General features: G+C 70.0%; 15 protein-coding genes and 1 pseudogene. 10 read left to right on the top strand and 6 right to left on the bottom strand.

The features are described from left to right. Nucleotides 1–31: 31 nt before the first annotated feature. The 5 genes from ACFE7F_RS00245 to ACFE7F_RS00225 all read right to left on the bottom strand — a co-directional run bounded on the left by ACFE7F_RS00245 (nucleotide 32) and on the right by ACFE7F_RS00225 (nucleotide 3,836). Complete coding sequence (locus ACFE7F_RS00245; protein ID WP_375401828.1) at nucleotides 32–457, bottom strand: LuxR C-terminal-related transcriptional regulator; 426 nt, start codon at nucleotides 455–457, stop codon at nucleotides 32–34. Continuing rightward, nucleotides 458–1,006, bottom strand: a complete 549-nt coding sequence (locus ACFE7F_RS00240; RefSeq protein WP_375401827.1) for a hypothetical protein — start codon at nucleotides 1,004–1,006, stop codon at nucleotides 458–460. After that, the gene (locus ACFE7F_RS00235; protein ID WP_375401826.1) at nucleotides 978–1,841 is read right to left on the bottom strand and encodes a hypothetical protein; all 864 of its coding nucleotides are present in this window, start codon (nucleotides 1,839–1,841) and stop codon (nucleotides 978–980) included. The genes ACFE7F_RS00240 and ACFE7F_RS00235 overlap by 29 nt, the downstream gene beginning before the upstream one ends. Nucleotides 1,842–2,775: 934 nt before the next feature. Beyond that, entirely contained in the window at nucleotides 2,776–3,321 is a 546-nt protein-coding gene (locus ACFE7F_RS00230) for a DUF177 domain-containing protein (RefSeq protein WP_375401825.1), read from the bottom strand. After that, a complete protein-coding gene (locus ACFE7F_RS00225) occupies nucleotides 3,309–3,836 on the bottom strand; it encodes a ubiquinol-cytochrome C chaperone family protein (protein WP_375401824.1) in 528 nt (175 codons plus the stop codon). The genes ACFE7F_RS00230 and ACFE7F_RS00225 overlap by 13 nt, the downstream gene beginning before the upstream one ends. 134 nt (nucleotides 3,837–3,970) lie before the next feature. Here ACFE7F_RS00225 and ACFE7F_RS00220 point away from each other — a divergent pair, with 134 nt between their 5' ends. From ACFE7F_RS00220 to ACFE7F_RS00185, 8 genes and pseudogenes are all read left to right on the top strand, one after another. Continuing rightward, nucleotides 3,971–4,465 carry an outer membrane protein assembly factor BamE gene (locus ACFE7F_RS00220; protein ID WP_375401823.1) on the top strand — a complete coding sequence of 165 codons (495 nt, stop codon included), beginning with the start codon at nucleotides 3,971–3,973 and terminating at the stop codon, nucleotides 4,463–4,465. 110 nt (nucleotides 4,466–4,575) lie between these two features. Then, complete coding sequence (locus tag ACFE7F_RS00215; RefSeq protein WP_375401822.1) at nucleotides 4,576–5,079, top strand: RcnB family protein; 504 nt, start codon at nucleotides 4,576–4,578, stop codon at nucleotides 5,077–5,079. Nucleotides 5,080–5,190: 111 nt separating this feature from the next. Then, nucleotides 5,191–6,570: pseudogene (locus ACFE7F_RS00210) on the top strand (glycosyl transferase family protein). Nucleotides 6,571–6,584: 14 nt separating this feature from the next. Next, nucleotides 6,585–7,571, top strand: a complete 987-nt coding sequence (locus tag ACFE7F_RS00205) for a hypothetical protein (protein WP_375401821.1) — start codon at nucleotides 6,585–6,587, stop codon at nucleotides 7,569–7,571. 52 nt (nucleotides 7,572–7,623) lie between these two features. Then, a complete protein-coding gene (locus tag ACFE7F_RS00200) occupies nucleotides 7,624–8,538 on the top strand; it encodes a sulfite exporter TauE/SafE family protein (protein WP_375401820.1) in 915 nt (304 codons plus the stop codon). Continuing rightward, nucleotides 8,535–9,293, top strand: a complete 759-nt coding sequence (locus tag ACFE7F_RS00195; RefSeq protein WP_375401819.1) for a TIGR02186 family protein — start codon at nucleotides 8,535–8,537, stop codon at nucleotides 9,291–9,293. The genes ACFE7F_RS00200 and ACFE7F_RS00195 overlap by 4 nt, the downstream gene beginning before the upstream one ends. Before the next feature lie 65 nt (nucleotides 9,294–9,358). Continuing rightward, nucleotides 9,359–11,026 carry an ATP-binding protein gene (locus ACFE7F_RS00190; protein ID WP_375401818.1) on the top strand — a complete coding sequence of 556 codons (1,668 nt, stop codon included), beginning with the start codon at nucleotides 9,359–9,361 and terminating at the stop codon, nucleotides 11,024–11,026. A 370-nt stretch (nucleotides 11,027–11,396) separates the two neighbouring features. Next, on the top strand, nucleotides 11,397–12,611 hold the full coding sequence (locus ACFE7F_RS00185; protein ID WP_375401817.1) for a glycosyltransferase: 1,215 nt from the start codon (nucleotides 11,397–11,399) through the stop codon (nucleotides 12,609–12,611). On the opposite strand, the gene ACFE7F_RS00180 is transcribed toward ACFE7F_RS00185, so the two are convergent. After that, complete coding sequence (locus ACFE7F_RS00180) at nucleotides 12,583–14,109, bottom strand: M23 family metallopeptidase (protein ID WP_375401816.1); 1,527 nt, start codon at nucleotides 14,107–14,109, stop codon at nucleotides 12,583–12,585. The genes ACFE7F_RS00185 and ACFE7F_RS00180 overlap by 29 nt on opposite strands. A gap of 350 nt (nucleotides 14,110–14,459) precedes the next feature. Here ACFE7F_RS00180 and ACFE7F_RS00175 point away from each other — a divergent pair, with 350 nt between their 5' ends. Continuing rightward, complete coding sequence (locus ACFE7F_RS00175) at nucleotides 14,460–16,982, top strand: helicase-related protein (RefSeq protein WP_375401815.1); 2,523 nt, start codon at nucleotides 14,460–14,462, stop codon at nucleotides 16,980–16,982. After that, entirely contained in the window at nucleotides 16,975–17,298 is a 324-nt protein-coding gene (locus ACFE7F_RS00170) for an RNA-binding S4 domain-containing protein (protein ID WP_375401814.1), read from the top strand. The genes ACFE7F_RS00175 and ACFE7F_RS00170 overlap by 8 nt, the downstream gene beginning before the upstream one ends. The last annotated feature ends 11 nt before the right edge of the window (nucleotides 17,299–17,309 follow it).

Here is a 17,309-nt window from a genome sequence, read left to right as displayed (position 1 = left end):
TCAGCCTGAAGAGGGTGGTCTATGACCGAGCTTAGTTGGTGTCCGGACCGAGGAGGAATGCGACCTGTGCGAAGCTGTTGACCCCCAGCTTGCGAAGGATGTTGGAGCGGTGATGGCCGAGCGTTGACTGGCTCATGTCCAGCGCATGCGCAGCCAAGGCGCTGGTGCCGTGGGTCAAAACGGCTCGCGCGACTTCGCGCTCACGTGGGGTGAGCAGCTCGGCAAGCGCTGCGGCCGCTTCGCTCCTCGCGAAGCCGTCCTGGCCATCGGACGTCCGGGCCAGCTCGATCAGCAGGTCTTGAACAGCCTCTGCGAGACGATCCAGCTTGTCCGTGACGGCGACCGGGGCCAGCGCCCCCGCGCCCACTTCGTTTCGCAATGCGAGAAGCTCATGCCGCAGTTGCGCCAGCTTTCCCGTCGCGGAAGCGCTCGCGGGCTCGACGGCGTCGTCGGACACTCAGCCGCGAGGCGGCTTGGTCAGGTTAAACGCCACCGACGAGAGGCACTGGGGCGTCAGGAAGCGATAGCCGAAGGAAACCTGGCCCCACGGGTATGTCCGATCGAAATACCCGACCGCGTTCTCCGCATGAGGCGACGGCAGCTCACCGATCTGCAAGGGCCCGAAGCGCTTCCGGATTGCGTCGAGGCTCGGACAATCTTCGCCAAACTCGACGACCAGAAGCGGTCCCTCGCTCCTGGCCTCCGCGCTCAGGGGTAGACGATAGTCCACCTTGGCGATGCCCGACGAGAGCTGCGCGTTCGCCTCGAACTGCCGCCAGTCGGCGTTTTCCTCCGTCATCCGCAAGGGAACGCCAAGCGTCTGTTCGACCGCCTGTTGTGTGACAGGCGGCGACGCGATCAACTGCTCAATTAGCCTTTCGACCGCATCGGCCTGACGCGCTGAACCCTGAGACACCGGACGCTCCTTCCCACACGCTGCCGTTGCGCCGAGCAACAGCGCCACGCAGGTCAGTGCGTCAAGGCTTCTTCGGCGGATGCGCGGCATCGTATGCCGATCCATAATAGTCCCGGTAAGCTTGCCCGGTGTTCGACGTGCGCTCGCCATTTCCATAGATCGTTCCGATCGCATCGCGAACCTTCGCTAGGTTGTTATCCTTCGCATAGGCGTCGTAGGCCTTGTTGTAAGCTGCTTGATTGGCGGTACTGCCGGCTATGCCGATATCGGCTCCCCCACTCGCCTTGATCTCACGCTGCGCTCGGATGTTGGACAGCGTCGCCGCTCCTTCGTCGCGCAGGTTTGATTTGATATACGCTTCGCGCGAAGAACCATCGGCTTTGGCTACATACCGTGCATGCCCGGCCTCGTGCGCCAGTGTCTGCACTGCGGCTGCTGGCTTGCCGATCTGATTCCGATCGACCGTGATCCTCTTGGCCACCTTGTCCGCAAAGCTGCCGCCGCCGGCGACGCCAAGTTCGACCTTCCATCCCTTCGCCTGCAACGCGCGAAGATCGGCGGACAGAGAGGGTGACTTCGCCGCCAACGCTGCCGTGTCGGCACCGAACAGCTTTCCGATCCCGAGCGGATCGGGCTTTGGTTTCGCGCCCTTCGTGGTTGTAGCCGCGGCTTGGACCGGCCCCGCAGGACCGGCCTGATGATCAAGCGCGCGCAGCACACCTCCCTGAACCGCTGGCGACAGCTGCGCCAGTATCCGACCACGCTCCGGCGCGCTCAGTTCACCGAGGTCGGCGGCGAGGCTCCGCGCATCGACACCCAGCGCCGTGCTGTTGCGGGCGATGATGCCCTGCACGTCCAAACCGGTACCAGTCGAAAAGCGAAGGCCGCTAATCAACCCGATCATGTTCACGCCGCCGAGGGTCACCGAAATTCTCCCATAGAATGCGAGAGGATGTGCCGGTTACCGCCGTCCCGGCCCAGCCCGGAATGTTCGCCATGGGCGACCCGGCAAGTTTTCGCTGGGTTTGGATCCCGAATAAATTGGAATCGGCCGATCTCGGCTTCGTCACCCTGCTTTTGCTTTTCGACAGATTGCGGTGTGTCGGAAGCACCAGTCGGAGTGTCTTTTTTCAAAAGCCTTTAGAATCGTGAACGTCGGGCGCGACGCGCACCACACATGGGCTCTTCCAATGTTGGACTTCTTCTGATCCAAGCTGATCGGTGACAACTCGACTCGCCTCGACCGACCCCGGTGTTCCGGCCACCCGTCATCCGCTGACGACATGCGAAAATCGTCCGCCTCGACATCTCACCGTCACGCCTCATTCCAGTCCGCGCGTCGATCACGCTCAAGGCGTTCTTGGCGGGACTTTTGATGACCTTCCGCGTCTCCGCACCCCCGCTCGGCCCGAAGTTAGGAGCGCGTGGGAAACTCAACTTCGTCAACTTACTCATATACGCACGGCCCGTCGGCACCTCTCCGGCTTGTCACGGACCCCCGCCCACCTGCCGATCGGACGCGCTTCCCGCTCGCGCCGCCTCTCGACCGCATACCGCCCGCCTCGCGCGCGCTACGCGTTGGGGTGCGACTTTCGGGACTTTCCGTACCCGCGCCCGGCACGCCTCCCGCTTCTCGGCATCCTGCCAAGAACGGAAACGATCGGCCGCGACAATTTTCGCCGTGGTGTCAATCGGTGTCAACCGGCCCAGCCTTGCGGAACGGCTCGCCGACCTGCTCCGGCGGGCATCGTTGGCGTGACTTTAGTGACCTTTCGCGTGCCCGCACCCCGCTCCGGCCGACGCCGGAACCGCGTCCACGTGTCAACCAGTGTCAACTTGTTCAGCTTCGCGCTCGCCCCTCAGCGCCCCTCCAGCTTGTCGCGCAGGCCCGCCAGCTTGCCGAGCGGGCGGGCTTCCTCCTCGGTCAGGACGCCCGCCTCACGCAACGCGCGGTCCGCGCCGGGCGCGCGGGGGAAGGGGTCGAGCGCCAGCGCCATCGTCTCGGCTGCTGCCTCGCCCAGATCGATCTCGCGGCCCTCGTATATGATCGTGTCGAGCGCGTCGGCGCTCAGTTCCACCTCCGCCTCCCCAGCCGGGCCGGCGGGGACGAACAGCAGGTCGGCCCGCTCGTCGACCGTCGACGCCACGGGCTCGTCGGTGATCGAACAGGCCTGGACCACCCGCGCCGTGACCCGCCCGCGCGCGGTCAACGCGCCGTGCTCGCGCGCCACGGCGAAGCTCGCGCCGAGCGACTCCACCGCCAGCAGCCCGAACCGCCTGGCCAGCGCCTCGCGCTCGGCCGGGCGCGCCTCCAGCTCGACGACGCGCTCGCGCCCGGAGATCGTGTCGACGCGCTCGGGGCGGCTGAACTCCGGCCGGAGGGCGGGGGCGGTCAAGGCACCCACCCTTCCAGGATCCGCTCGACCGTCGTCGCGGCGAGCCGGTCGCGCAGACCCGTCAACGCACCCCGGACATGCGCCAGTGCGTCGGGGGCGGGGGCCTCGCCCCGGAACAGGTTGCGCATAATGGCCCCGTCCAGCCCGCCTTCCTCCAGGCCGCCGCCCGCCAGCCCCTCGCGGTACGCGCCCAGCCGCCCGCCGAGCATGCTCATCATGCGGCCGATATGCTTGCCCACTGTCATGTCGCCGATGCCCAGCTGGCGCAGCTGGCTGTCCATGTCGTCCACGAACCGCTCGGCGAGCCGCGCCGACGGCTCCGCCCCGACTGGCCCGTCCTGCTCGAGCCGCAGCATGACGAGCGCCAGCACCGCGGCGACCACGTCGAAGCGGCCGTCCACGCTGTCGGGCACCGCGCCCTCGACATACCAATGCGGCTCGCGCGCGCGCACCACGATCGCGTTGTACAGGTCGGCGGTCGGCTCGGGGTCCGTGCGCCCGAACAGTCTCTGCAACAGGCTCAAGGCCTTAGTCCTTTCGGTCCCGCGCGGTGCTTGTACGCCCGCGTGCACTGGCATATCGCCCCGGTGCGCCCACCGTTCAATCGGCCGCCGTCCCATGCTATGGGGCCGTGCGCGTACCCGCTGGAGTGTTCCCGATGCCGTCCCTGATCCGTCCCGTCCTCGCCGTGAGCCTGCTTGCCGCGGCCGCCTGCACGCCGCTCAAGTCGCACCAGGGCTACATCGTCGATGCCGACCTCGTGAACTCGGTCCAGGCGGGCGTCGACAACCGCCAGTCGGTGCTCCAGACGCTCGGCCGTCCCAGCTTCACCGGCCAGTTCGAGGGCGGCGACTGGTATTACATCGCGCGCGACAGTCGCAACTTCGCCTTCCGCAACCCGCGCCCGTCCGACCAGATCACGCTCCAGATCAGCTTCGACGCGGCCGGCAACGTCGCGGCGGTGCGCCGCTCGGGGCTCGACCAGGTCGCCCAGGTTTCCCCCGACGGCCGGAAGACCCCGACGCTGGGCAAGAAGCGCTCCTTCTTCCAGGAGCTGTTCGGCAATATCGGCTCCGTCGGCGCGCCCGGCATGGGCGGGCAGGGCGGCGGCGGACCGAACGGCGGCGGAGCGGGGCGCGGCGGTCGCCCGTGATCCTGTCGCGCGCCTGACGATCGCGTTCGCGGGGCGTTCAGTCCGACTCGCCTAGTTCCATGTCCAAGGCGGGGCCCGGTGGCCCCGTCTCGAATGAGGAGTTGAAGATCATGCGCAAGTTGATCACTGCCGCCCTGCTCGCCGCCGTCGCCTTTCCGACGGCCGCCAGCGCGCAGTCCGCCGGCGAGCTACGCCGAAGCCGGCAGGATGTCCGGGAGGAACAGCGCGACCTGCGCGACGCCCGACGTTACGGCGACCAGCGCGACGTCCGCCGCGAGCGCCGCGACGTCCAGGACGCCCGGCAGGAGCTGCGGGAGGACCGCCGCGACTACCGTCAGGCGAACCGCGACGACTGGCGCGGTTATCGTCAGGGCAACCGTGCGACGTTCGCACGCGGCAACTACAATGCGCCGTTCCGGTACAACAGCTTCCGGCCCGGCACGCGCATCGGTGCGCCCTACTACCAGCAGCGCTACGTGATCTCCGATCCGTCGCGCTATCGCCTGCCCCGCGCCGTCGGCAACCAGCGGTGGGTGCGGCATTATGACGACGTGCTGCTGATCGACACGCGGCGCGGCTACGTGGTCGACGTCCTGCGCGGCTTCTACCTCTAAAAGGGTGAGATCGGGCAGCCCATCGCGGGCCGCCCGATTAACCTCGGATTATACTTGATCTCCTACCGGCTCGGTTGATCTCGCCTTCGGGCACATCGGGCGGGGGCACGGGTGGACTGGGTGTTGTGGGGGTTGGCCGCGGTTGCGCGCGAGGTGCTGCTGTTCGCGGCCTTCGGCTTTCTGGTCGGCGGCATCGACGACCTGCTCGTTGATTTCCTCTATATCTGCGGCCGTCTGGCGGGCCGCGGTCGCAGGCTCGCGCTGGATGACCTGAAGCCGCCCGACCGCCCGGGCCGGATAGCCGTCTTCGTGCCCGCTTGGGATGAGGTGTCGGTAATCGGCCGCATGCTGGACGCCGCGCTCCGCTCGGTCGACCATCCCGACTACCGCATCTATGTCGGCTGCTACCCGAACGACCCGGCGACGATCGACGCGGTCGCATCGGTGGCCGAACGCGACGACCGCGTGCGGCTGGTGGTCGGCTTGCGCGACGGCCCGACCACCAAAGGCGACAACCTCAACACCCTCTGGCGCGCGCTGCGGGCCGACGATGCCCGGACCGGCGTTCCCACCCGCGCCGTCGTGCTCCACGACGCCGAGGACGTGATCCACCCGGCCGAGCTGCGGGTGTTCGGCTCGTTGCTGGATCGGCACGCCGTCGTGCAGCTGCCGGTGCATCCGCTGATCCGGCCGGAGGCGCACTGAATCGGCGGCACCTACGCAGACGAGTTTTCCGAGGCGCACGGGAAGCTGCTCGTCGTGCGCGCCGCGCTCGGCGCGGGACTGCCGCTCGCCGGGGTGGGCTGCGCGATCCGCCGGGATGCGCTCGACGCGTTGGCGTCGGAGCGCGGGGGTGCGCCGTTCGATCCGGGCAGCCTGGTCGAGGATTACGAGACCGGCCTCCATCTGGCCCAGCTTGGCTTCACCGGCTGCTTCGCGCGCGCCGCCGAACGGCCCGGCGGCGCGCTGGTCGCGACCCGCGCCTACTTTCCTGACGAACTGGACGCGGCCGTCCGGCAGAAGGCGCGTTGGATGACCGGGATAGCGCTCGCCGGCTGGGACCGTACCGGCTGGGCGCGGCCGCTCGCGATCTTCGACCATTGGATGCGGGCGCGGGACCGCCGCGCGCCGCTGGCCGTGATCGTGCTCGCCGCCGCCTACCTAGCGCTGCTGCTGTGGGCGCTGTCCGGCGCGGTACATTGGATGGCGGGCGTGCCGAGCCCCTCGATCGACCCGGTCCTGCTGCGCGTGCTCGCGCTGAACATGGCGTTGCTCGGATGGCGTCTGGCGTGGCGCGTCGCATTTACCACGCGGAGCTACGGATGGCGTGAGGGGGCGCGCTCAATTCCGCGAATGGTGGTCGGCAACGTCATCGCGCTACAAGCGGTGCGTCTGGCCGCGTGGCGCTACCGCGCGATGCTGCGCGGGTCGGCACCCGTGTGGGACAAGACCGAGCACCGGTTTCCCGAAGCGACGACGCCGGCGGAATGACGACGGGTCGCCCCTTGCGTTTCCTCGTGACGGTGATCGCCGGTTGGATCGGCGTGCGCGCGGTGCTGCTCTGGCCGGAACGCGAGCCGGCGAGCATCGTCGCAGAGGCGGCGGCCGCGACCAGGAAGGAGGCCCGACCTGCGGCGACGGCCGCCATGCCGGTAAGGCTGAGAGTAGGATCGGTCGTTCCCGCCATCGTTTTCACGACCGACAAGCCTAAGTCGGCTCGACCGGACCGGGCGGGCGGATCGACGTTCGAGCTCGCGGGGCCGGTCGCCTCCGCAACGAGCAGGCAGACGCCGATCGCACCCGGACGGCCCACAACCGAGGACGGTTCGTTGCCGAGTCCTGTCGGCATCCCAAACCGCGATGTCGGGAGCCGCTGGAGCGGGAGCCTCTTCGCGATCGCGCGGCCGTCCGGGGCCGGCGGCGGGCTGGGCTCGAGCCAGCTCGGCGGATCGCAGGCCGGCGCGCGGATCGCCTATGCGCTGAACGACGCGCGCCGCATCGCGCTGGTCGGCCGGGTCGCGACGCCGCTGGAAGGTCGTGGGCGCGAGGCGGCGCTGGGGATCGAGTGGCGTCCGGCGGGGCTGCCGGTCCACGTCTTCGGCGAGCAACGCTTCGCGCTGGGTGCCGGACGGGGCGGCCCGAGCCTGGGCGTGATCGCCGGGATCGACCGCACGTTCGGGCGCGGGTTCCGGCTGGAGGCCTATGGTCAGGCGGGCGCGATCAAGCGCGACCGTACGGAGGGGTTCGCCGACGGGGCGGCCCGCGTGACCCGACCCGTCGCAAGGTTTGGTGCGGCGACGCTCGATGTCGGGGCGGGCGCATGGGGCGGGGCGCAACGCGGCGGCGAGCGGCTCGATATCGGGCCGACGCTCGGGATCGCCGCGCCGGTCGCGGGACGCACGCTACGCCTGACGGTCGACTGGCGCGAGCGCGTGGTGGGGAATGCGCGGCCGGGCTCGGGGCCGGCGGTGTCGATCGGCGCGGACTTCTGAGGTCCGCGCTTGCTTTCGCCTGCTTGGGCGACGCGCTAGGACGACCGGGTCCATGAACGTCTATCTCCCCATCGCGAACCTGTCGGTGAACGCATTCGTCATCATCGCGCTGGGCGGCGCGGTCGGGTTGCTGTCGGGGATGTTCGGGGTGGGCGGCGGGTTCCTGACCACGCCGCTGCTGATCGTCTACGGCATCCCGCCGACCGTCGCCGCCGCATCCTCGGCGAGCCAGGTGACGGGGGCGAGCGTGTCGGGGGTCTCCGCGCATCTGCGGCGCGGCGGCGTGGACCTGAAGATGGGCGGCGTGCTCGTCGCGGGCGGCGGCATGGGCGCGCTGTTCGGGGCGTGGCTGTTCCGCCTGCTCCAGGGAAGCGGGCAGACCGACACGGTAATCGCGATCACCTACGTGCTCCTGCTTGGCTTCGTAGGCGTATTGATGCTGCGCGAGTCGCTGCTGGCGATCGGTGCGGCCAAGGGGCGCATCGCGCCGCGCCCGCGCAAGCGCCGCCACCACCCGCTGGTTGCTGCGCTGCCGCTCAGGACGCGCTTCTACGCCTCGGGCCTGTACATATCGCCGTTGGCGCCGTTGCTGCTCGGCTTCTTCGTCGGCATCCTGACGTTGCTGCTGGGCGTGGGCGGCGGGTTCGTTCTGGTGCCGGCGATGATCTATCTGCTCGGCATGGCGACAGGCGTGGTGGTCGGGACCAGCCTGTTCCAGACGCTGTTCGTCACCGCGCTCGCGACGCTCGTTCATGCGCTCACCACCCAGGCGGTCGATATCGTGCTCGCCGGGCTGCTGCTGATCGGGTCGGTGTCGGGGGCGCAGGTGGGCGCGCGGTTCGCGTCGCGGGTAAAGCCCGAATATCTTCGGCTCGCGCTCGCGCTGGTCGTGCTGGCGGTCGGTGCGCGCGTCCTGCTCGGGCTGGTGTGGCGGCCGGAGGCGATCTTCTCGGTCGAGCTGGCGTGAAGCGGCTGCTGCCTGCCGCCGCGCTCCTGCTCGGGGGACAGGCGCCGGCACCCCTGCTGGTGCCCGACGTGTCGCAGCGCGCGATCGAGATCGCCTACAGTTTTACGGGCGCGGAACTGCTGCTGTTCGGCGCGATCCTCTATCCCGGCGGGCGGTTACCGAGGGGGAGTACGCCGACCGATATCGTCGTGGTGGTCAAGGGTCCGACCGAGTCGATCCTGATCCGGCAGAAGCGGCGAGTGGCGGGTATTTGGGTCAACGCAGAGGACCAGCGCTACCGGTCCGCCCCGTCCTTCTACGCGGTCGCGTCGTCCAGGCCGATCGATCGGATCGTCGACGCGCGCACCCGGGCGATCTTCGAGCTGGGGCTCGCCAGCCTGCAGCTGTCGCCGTCGTCGAGCGCCGCGCCCGAGGTGCAGGACCGGTTCGCGGACGGGCTGGTCGGGCTGCGGCGGCGAACCGGGCTGTATTACGAGGACCCCGGAGCGGTCGAGATCACCGACGGCGTGCTGTACCGGGCGCGCGTGGGGGTACCCGCGCGGGTACCGGTCGGGCGCTTCACCGCCGAGACATTCCTGATCCGCGACGGGCGCGTGCTGGCGGCGGCGACGCGCGACATCGACATCCGCAAATCGGGGTTTGAGCGCTTCGTCGCGAGCGCGGCCGAGAACGCGCCGCTGCTCTACGGACTGACGGCGGTGGCGCTGTCGGTCGGGCTAGGCTGGTTCGCGGGATGGGCGGCCGGGCGGCGCTGACGGCACCCGATCTTTACCATTGGCCGCGCATGCGCGTCCCACGAGATCATACGGGACCCGATCACATGACCTTCATGCCCGGCGCCGACGCCTTTGCGGACGCGATCCCCGCCGACTTTGCCGTCGAGCGGACCGGCCCGATCGGCTTCGTGCTCGCCATCGCCGGATCGAGCAGCCGCGCGGTGATCGACGTGAACGCGCTTCAGCTACTGACGACACATCCGGACTCGGTGGTCGCGACGACGGGACAGGTCGGTACCCAGATCAAGATGCGCGTCGGGTCGACTTGGCTGGTGGCCAACGTCCGCAGCCTCCTGCTCGACCCGACCTCGACGCACGGCGACCGCATCATGGCCGACATCGACTTTCTGGGGGAGGGCGACGAGGAGCGGCTGACGGGCAAGCTCTACAACTTCCGGCGCGGCGTGACGCGCTATCCGACGCCCGGCTGCGAAGTGCATCCGATCTCGACCGCAGACCTCCAGCAGATCTACGCCGCCGACGACCGCGCCAACATCGAGATCGGGTCGGTCTATCCCACCAAGGACATCCGCGCCGCACTGTATGTCGACGCGATGCTGGGCAAGCATTTCGCGCTCGTCGGATCGACCGGTACGGGCAAGTCGACCAGCGCCGCGCTGATCCTGCACCGCATCTGCGACCTGGCGCCGCAGGGGCACATCATCATGATCGACCCGCACGGCGAGTATTCGGCGGCGTTCCGGACCAATGGCGCGATCTACGACGTCAATAACCTGCAGATGCCGTACTGGCTGATGAACTTCGAGGAGCATTGCGAGGTGTTCCTGACCACCTCGGGCTCCGAGCGGCAGGTCGACGCCGACATCCTCGCCAAATGCCTACTGATGGCGCGCGCCAAGAACCGCATCGGGCAGGAGATCGCCAAGCTGACGGTCGACGCGCCGATTCCCTATCTGCTCAGCGACCTGACCAACCTGATCGCGCTCGAGATGGGCAAGATGGACCGGGCGGGCGACACCGGTCCGTATATGCGGGTCAAGGGCAAGATCGAGGAGATCAAGGCCGACCCGCGCTACGGCTTCATGTTTTCAGGAATGCTCGTCGCCGATACGATGGCGGGGTTCCTCCAGCGCATCTTCCGGTTGCCGGGCGACGGCAAGCCGATCTCGATCATCGACGTGTCGGGCGTGCCGTCGGACATCACCTCGACGGTGGTCGCGGTACTCGCGCGCATGACGTTCGACTTCGCCATTTGGAGCCGGAACGAGCCGCAGCGCCCGATCCTGCTCGTCTGCGAGGAGGCACACCGCTACATCCCGTCCGACCGCGACCCCGGCGGATCGTCGGTCGGGCGCATCCTGGGCCGGATCGCCAAGGAGGGGCGCAAATACGGCGTCTCGCTGGGGCTGATCACGCAGCGGCCGTCCGACCTGGCGGAGGGGGTACTGTCGCAGTGCGGCACCATTATCGCCATGCGGCTCAACAACGAGCGCGACCAGGCGTTCGTCCGCGCCGCGATGCCAGAGGGCGCGCGCGGGTTCCTCGATTCGATCCCGGCGCTGCGCAACCGCGAATGCATCATCTGCGGCGAGGGCGTCGCCATTCCGATCCGTGTCCAGTTCGACGGGCTGGAGGAGGCGCGGCGGCCGGCATCGAATGATCCGCTCTTCTCCAGCCTATGGCGCGACGTCGGCGGCGAGGAGCAGATCATCAATCGCACCATCCAGAAATGGCGGGCGCAGGGGAAGTGAACTGCGATGGGCGATGATCCGATCGGCCATTCACGCTGTAGCGGGCGCGGAAGGTCACTAAGGTCACACCAAGAACGTCTGGCCGCCGAGGTCGGATAGGCCGGACAAAGTCGGGAAGGTATGGGCGTGGGCGGATGAACTTCGCCGCCCACAACGAGCCCAGGCTGCCGCTAGCTTTACACGATTGACACTCAGGTAGAAACGATACGGAGCGATCGTTTCCGCTTGGGTTATTTCAAAGAGCGCAGGCCCGTAACTGGCCCGAGTCGTGGCGACCCTGACACGAGCGGCGGCTTGTAGGACAGCGCTTTCGTCGCGCCGCTCGGACAGCTACCACTACGGCCGCACTCGGTTCAGATTGAGGTAGCCGTTGTCGGAAGATGTCGTGGAGCAGGACCGGCCGGATCGCGAACGCCGGGCCACGATCGCCTTCACGCTTCACGAGCTGGGGCAGGGCGGGACCGACCGGGTATGCGCGCATCTGGCACGGGGTTTTGCGGAGGCCGGGTTCGCGGTCGAACTGATCGTGCTGTTCGGCGGCGCGCCCACGACCGCAACGATGCTGTCGCTGATCGGCGACGGCGTGACCGTGCGCGCGCTGAACGAGCGGCGCGGATCGCGTCATCTGGACCGGTTGATCGTGCTGCCGCGCCTGGTCGCGCGGCTGCGCGCGAGCGCGCCCGACGTGGTAATGTCGACGGGCAACAACATGAACTGGACGACCGCGCTCGCCTTTCGGCTGGCGCGGCTCGGTTCGGCGCGACTGATGCTGAAGGTCACTAATCCGATCGTCAGGGCCAAGGACGGGCCGCTGCGCCGCTGGTACCGCCGCCTGCGCTACGCCGATGCGTTCGGGCTGTCGGACGCGGTGCTGACGCTGTGCGACCGGGAGGCCGAGCTGCTGGCGGCGGCATTCCCGGCGAGCGCGTCGCGCTTCCAGCCGGTCGTCAATCCGTACGTGACGCCCGCGATGCTCGCCCCGTGCCGCGAGCTGGTGGGCGAGCGCGATATGATCCTGGCAATCGGGCGGCTGGCGCCGCAGAAGCGGTTCGATCTGCTGATCCGCGCATTCGCGGAGGTGCGCGCGCCGGGCGCGCGGCTGGTGATCCTGGGCGAGGGGCCCGATCGCGCGTCCCTGGAGACGCTTGCGCGCGAGCTGGGACTGGACGGGCGGGTCACGATGCCCGGCTACGTCGCCGATGTCGGGCCGTGGCTGCGGCGGGTACGGCTGCTCGCCCTGTCGTCGCGCTATGAGGGGCTGCCCGCGGTCGTGCTGGAGGCGATGGCGTCGGGATGCCCGGTGGTGGCGACCGACTGTTTCCTGGCAGCGCGGACGCTGGTCGGCGGGGCCGAGGGCTGCGCGGTGGTGGGCGAGGCGACGCCTGCCGCCTTTGCCCGCGCGCTCGAAAAATGCTGGTCGCGCGAGCGCCCCACGATGCTGCCCGCCGTGGCCGAGCGATACAGCGTGGGCGAGGGCGTGCGGAGCCATGTCGCGGCGGTTCGCCGGTTGCTGGACCCGGTACCCGGAGAAAACGCGCGCCAGGTCGCCTTGGCGGTCAGCGCCCGCCCGGCCGGACGGCCATGAGCGCCGCGACGCGCGCCTTGAACGCGCGCAGCTTCTCGCCGGACAGGGCGGACAGCTGGTCGAACGAGATGGAGCGCGGGTTCACGGGGCGGCTGCCGCGCCAGACTTCCCAGTGGAGGTGGGGCCCCGTCGACATGCCAGTCGAGCCGACATAGCCGATCACCGCGCCGCGCGCGACGCGCTCGCCCGGCACGACGGCGATGCGGCTCAGATGGCCGTAGCCCGATTCCAGGTCGCCCGGATGCGCGAGCTTGATGAAGTTGCCATATCCTGCGTTGCGGCCGGCGAAACGGACCACGCCGCCCTCGGCCGCATGGATGGGGGCGCCGTGCGGGGCGGCGATGTCGAGACCCTTGTGCATCCGCAGGAAGCCCAGGATCGGATGCGCGCGGAAGCCGAAGCCCGACGAGATGCGTCCCGCGACGGGCAGGCCCATGAAGCCGCGGCGCTCGAAGCGGCCGTTCGCGTCGTACCATTGATCGCCCGCGCCACTGCTGCCCGTGTTGTCGGACACATCGCCGCCGTCGGGGCCGAAGCGGACCAGCTGCGTGCGGCGGTTCCCCTGTTCGAGCCCGGCGAAGAGCAGCTTGCCGAGCCGGACCTCGCCGGTGGCGGCGCGATCCCGTTCGACGATCAGGTCGAATCGGTCCTCGGCGGACACGTCGCGGCCGATCGAGAAGCGCGTGGCGATCGCGCGCAGATACGCCTCGACGGCCCCGGCGGGCGCGCCGGCCGCACGCGCGGCGCGGTAGAGGCCACCGCCGACGACGCCCTGGATGCGCAGCGGCGTGCCGTCGACCGCGATGGGGCTGCGCGTCATCCGGAGGCCGCCGGCGGTGCGGTCAACCGAGACATTCAGGTCGAAGCGCGCCCGGAGCGCGAGATGGTCGAGCGGGCGCGACAGGCTTCGGTCGGCGCGACGGCCGAGCGTGAGCTGGATGCGGGTGCCGGGCTGGATCGCGTTCAGCGGGGTCGTCTGACCCACCAGCGCGGCGGCGAGCGCGGCGTCGGTCCTGCCGACGCCCGCGCGCTCCAGCACGCGGTCGAACGCGTCGCCATCGCCCAGCGTCGCCGAAAGCTCGACGGTGGGGCGTTCGGGCGCTTGGGCGAGCGGGCGGACGAGGTCGTTTCCGGCCATGCGGCGGCCGGTCCCCGCGCCTAGGCCCAGGGGGGCGATGCCTTGTACGCGGGCCTCGTCCCATTCGGACCCGGCGAGCGGGGCGGGGACGACGCCGACGAGCGGGCGGTAGCCTGGGGCGAGCGCGTACGTCGCGGCGCAGAGCGCGGCGCAGGTGGCGAGCCCGCGCCACCAATCCCGGCTGCCGATGTTCGCGCCGAGATCGGGTACCCAGTCGATCCGGGCCGCGCGGTCGAGCGCCGACGCTTCAGGCGCGGCGGCGCGGCCGAAGGAGCGGGGGGCGAAGGACACGCCGGACGCGCCACCGGCGAATTCCAGGCCATGATCGTTGCGCAGGAACATGCGGGCGACGGGTTCCAATGGTCGCCGACCCCCGGCGCTGGGTTAGGGCGTTGTGGGTGGCAGGTGCTAAAGTCAAATTAACCGCGAGCAGAGGAGCGGCGGGGTGTGTTCCCGGTGAGATGGGCGGCTGTCTTCCCCTCTCCCGCTTTCGCGGGAGTGTCGGGTCGGTCATGCCCCCGGCATGACCTAAACAGCGCGGGGCGCTGTTTACCCGACACTGGTGGCCGAGCGTAGCGAGGTCGGGTGAGGGCTGTTTTTCTTGGAAAGGTCCGGCCCTCACCCTGGCGCTTCGCGCCTGTCCCTCTCCCGCGAAAGCGGGAGAGGGTTGGAGGTTGCATCCCCGCCTTCAACGCCCGATGTTCCCGCTCATGAACGCACGCGGATCGGCGGGGGAGTCGCGGGTGACGGCGGTGCTGGGGCCGACCAACACCGGCAAGACGCATCTGGCCGTGGAGCGGCTGTGCGGGCACTCGTCGGGGATCATCGGCTTTCCGCTCAGGCTGCTGGCGCGCGAGGTGTACGACCGGGTGGTCGCGATCAAGGGGCCCAAGCAGGTCGCGCTGATCACGGGCGAGGAGAAGATCCTGCCGCCCGACGCCCGCTGGTTCCTGTGCACCGCCGAAAGCATGCCGCTCGACCGCGAGGTGTCGTTCCTGGCGCTGGACGAGGCGCAGCTGGGGGCGGACCCGGAGCGCGGGCATGTGTTCACCGACCGGCTGCTTCGCGCGCGCGGGCGCGAGGAGACGATGATCCTGGGGTCGGAGGCGCTACGCCCGATGGTCCGCGCGCTGGTGCCCGACGCCGAGATCGTCGAGCGGCCGCGCTTCTCGACGCTGACCTATGCGGGTGCGCGCAAGATCAGCCGGTTGCCCAAGCGGTCGGCGATCGTCGCCTTTTCCGCCGAGGAGGTCTACGCGGTCGCCGAGATGCTTCGGCGGCTGCGGGGCGGCGCGGCGGTGGTGATGGGGGCGCTGTCGCCCCGTACCCGGAACGCGCAGGTGCAGATGTTCCAGGCGGGCGAGGTCGACTATCTCGTCGCGACCGACGCGATCGGCATGGGGCTGAACATGGACGTGGCGCATGTCGCGTTCGCCTCCTTGAACAAATTCGACGGGCGGCGGCAGCGGCGGCTCACGGTCGCGGAGATGGCGCAGATCGCCGGGCGCGCCGGGCGGCATCAGCGCGACGGGACGTTCGGCGCGCTGGTCGAGGACGGCCCGGGCGCGTTCCTGCCCGAGGAGGTGCTGGCGGTCGAGGAGCACCGGTTCCCCAAGCTCGAGCAGCTGTACTGGCGGAGCGGCGAGCCCGATTTCGGAAGCGTGGACGCGCTGATCGCGTCGCTCGAGCGACGCCCCGAGCCGGGCGTGCTGCGCGGCGCGCCCGAGGCGATGGATCTGGCGGTGCTCAAACGGCTGGCGGACGAGGACTGGGTGCGCGACCGGGCGCGCGGGACCGCGATGGTCAAGCGCTTGTGGGCGGCGTGCGGCGTGCCCGATTTCCGCAAGGTGAGCCTCGATCCGCACACGCGCTTCGTGTCGCGGCTATTCGGGCATCTGAGCGAGAAGCAGGGGCATCTGCCGCACCAATGGTTCGCCGACGAGATCGCGAGGCTCGATACGATGGCGGGCGACGTGGAGACGATCGCGGGGCGGATCGCGGCGGCACGGAGCTGGGCATACATCGCGCACCGGGCGGACTGGCTGGCGGACCCCGCGCACTGGGCGGAGCGGACGCGCGGGCTGGAGGAACGGTTGTCGGACGCGCTCCATGCCGGGCTGACGCAGCGCTTCGTCGACAAGCGCACGACCGCGCTGATCCGCCAGATCGGCGCGGACGCCAGCGTTCTGCCGGTCGTGGTCGGCGCGGAGGGGGAGGTGTCGGTCGACGACCATCACCTCGGCCGGCTCGACGGGTTCCGCTTCACGGTCGCGCCCGACGCGCGGGCGACCGACAAGCGGCTGCTGCTCGCGGCGGCGGACAAACGGCTGAAGGGCGAGCGCGACCGGCGCGGGGCGGCGCTGGCCGTGGCGGACGCGGCGGCGGTGACGCTGGGACAGACGGGCGAGCTGCATTGGGGCGGGCACCGGGTGGCGTCGCTCGGGGCGGGGCCTTCGCTGGCGCGACCCCGGCTGCTGCTCGACCGCGATCTCGACTGCCTCGACAAGGGGCTGAGGGAGCGGGTGCGGGAGCGGCTGGAACGCTGGGTGGGCGAGCGGTTGCGGGCCAAGGTCGCCGTGCTGCCCGCGCTTGCCGATGTCGCGCGCGACGCCGCGGCGTCGCCGGCCCTGCGCGTGGTCGCGGGCGCGCTGGAGGCCGCCGGTGGGATCGCTGCGCGGTTGGCGATGCGAGCGGCGGTAGATGCGCTGAGTCCCGAGGAGCGCAAGCGGCTGCGCGGGATCGGTGCGACGATCGGCGCGCTCGACCTGTTCGATCCGCGGCTGCTCAAGCCCGAGGCGGCCGGGGTGCGGGCGATCCTGCTGGCGGTGCGCGGCGATCCGGTCGCGACGCCCCCGGCGGGCGCGACGGTGCTGGCGCGCGGGGTTCCGGGCGCGGTGCTTGCCGCCGGGTTCCGGCCGCTCGGCGCGCAGGCGGTGCGGGTCGATCTGGTCGAGCGGATTGCGCGGGGCGCGCACGACGCCAGGAAAGGACGCGCGCCGTTCCTGCCCGATCCGGCGCTGTCGGTGTCGATCGGGCTGGAGCCCGAGACGCTGGCGCGGCTGATGGCGGAGCTCGGCTTCCGCGCGGCCGTTCGCGGCCCGGAGGTTGCGGAGGATCCGCCTGCGATGCCGCGTTGGGTGTGGCGTGGAAGGCCGCCCGCGCGGGTGACCGTGTCGCCGCCCGCGCCCGACAACGCCTTTGCGGCCCTACAGGCTTGGGGACGGCGTGGCTGAAGGAACGATGCGGATCGACCGCTTCCTGTGGTGGGCGCGGCTGACCAAGACACGGAGCGCGGCGCAGGCGATCGCGGAGGCCGGGCGGCTCCGCATCGACGGGCGGGTGATCGAACGTGCGCATTGCCCGGTGCGGGTCGGCAACGTCTTGACCTACCCGGCGCATGGTGACGTGCGCGTGGTGCGCGTGGAGGCGCTGCCCGCGCGGCGCGGCCCCGCTCCGGAGGCGCAGGGGTGCTATAGCGACCTGCTCGCGCCCGTGCGAACGTGTCGCAACGAACCGGGAACGATTGACGGTGCCGGGAACGGGGCATAGCGGGGGTGCGT

This window comes from uncultured Sphingomonas sp., from assembly GCF_964235535.1.
Taxonomy (GTDB): Bacteria; Pseudomonadota; Alphaproteobacteria; order Sphingomonadales; family Sphingomonadaceae; genus Sphingomonas.
Note: the sequence above shows the minus strand (reverse complement) of the source record. Positions and strands in the feature narration are given on the sequence as shown.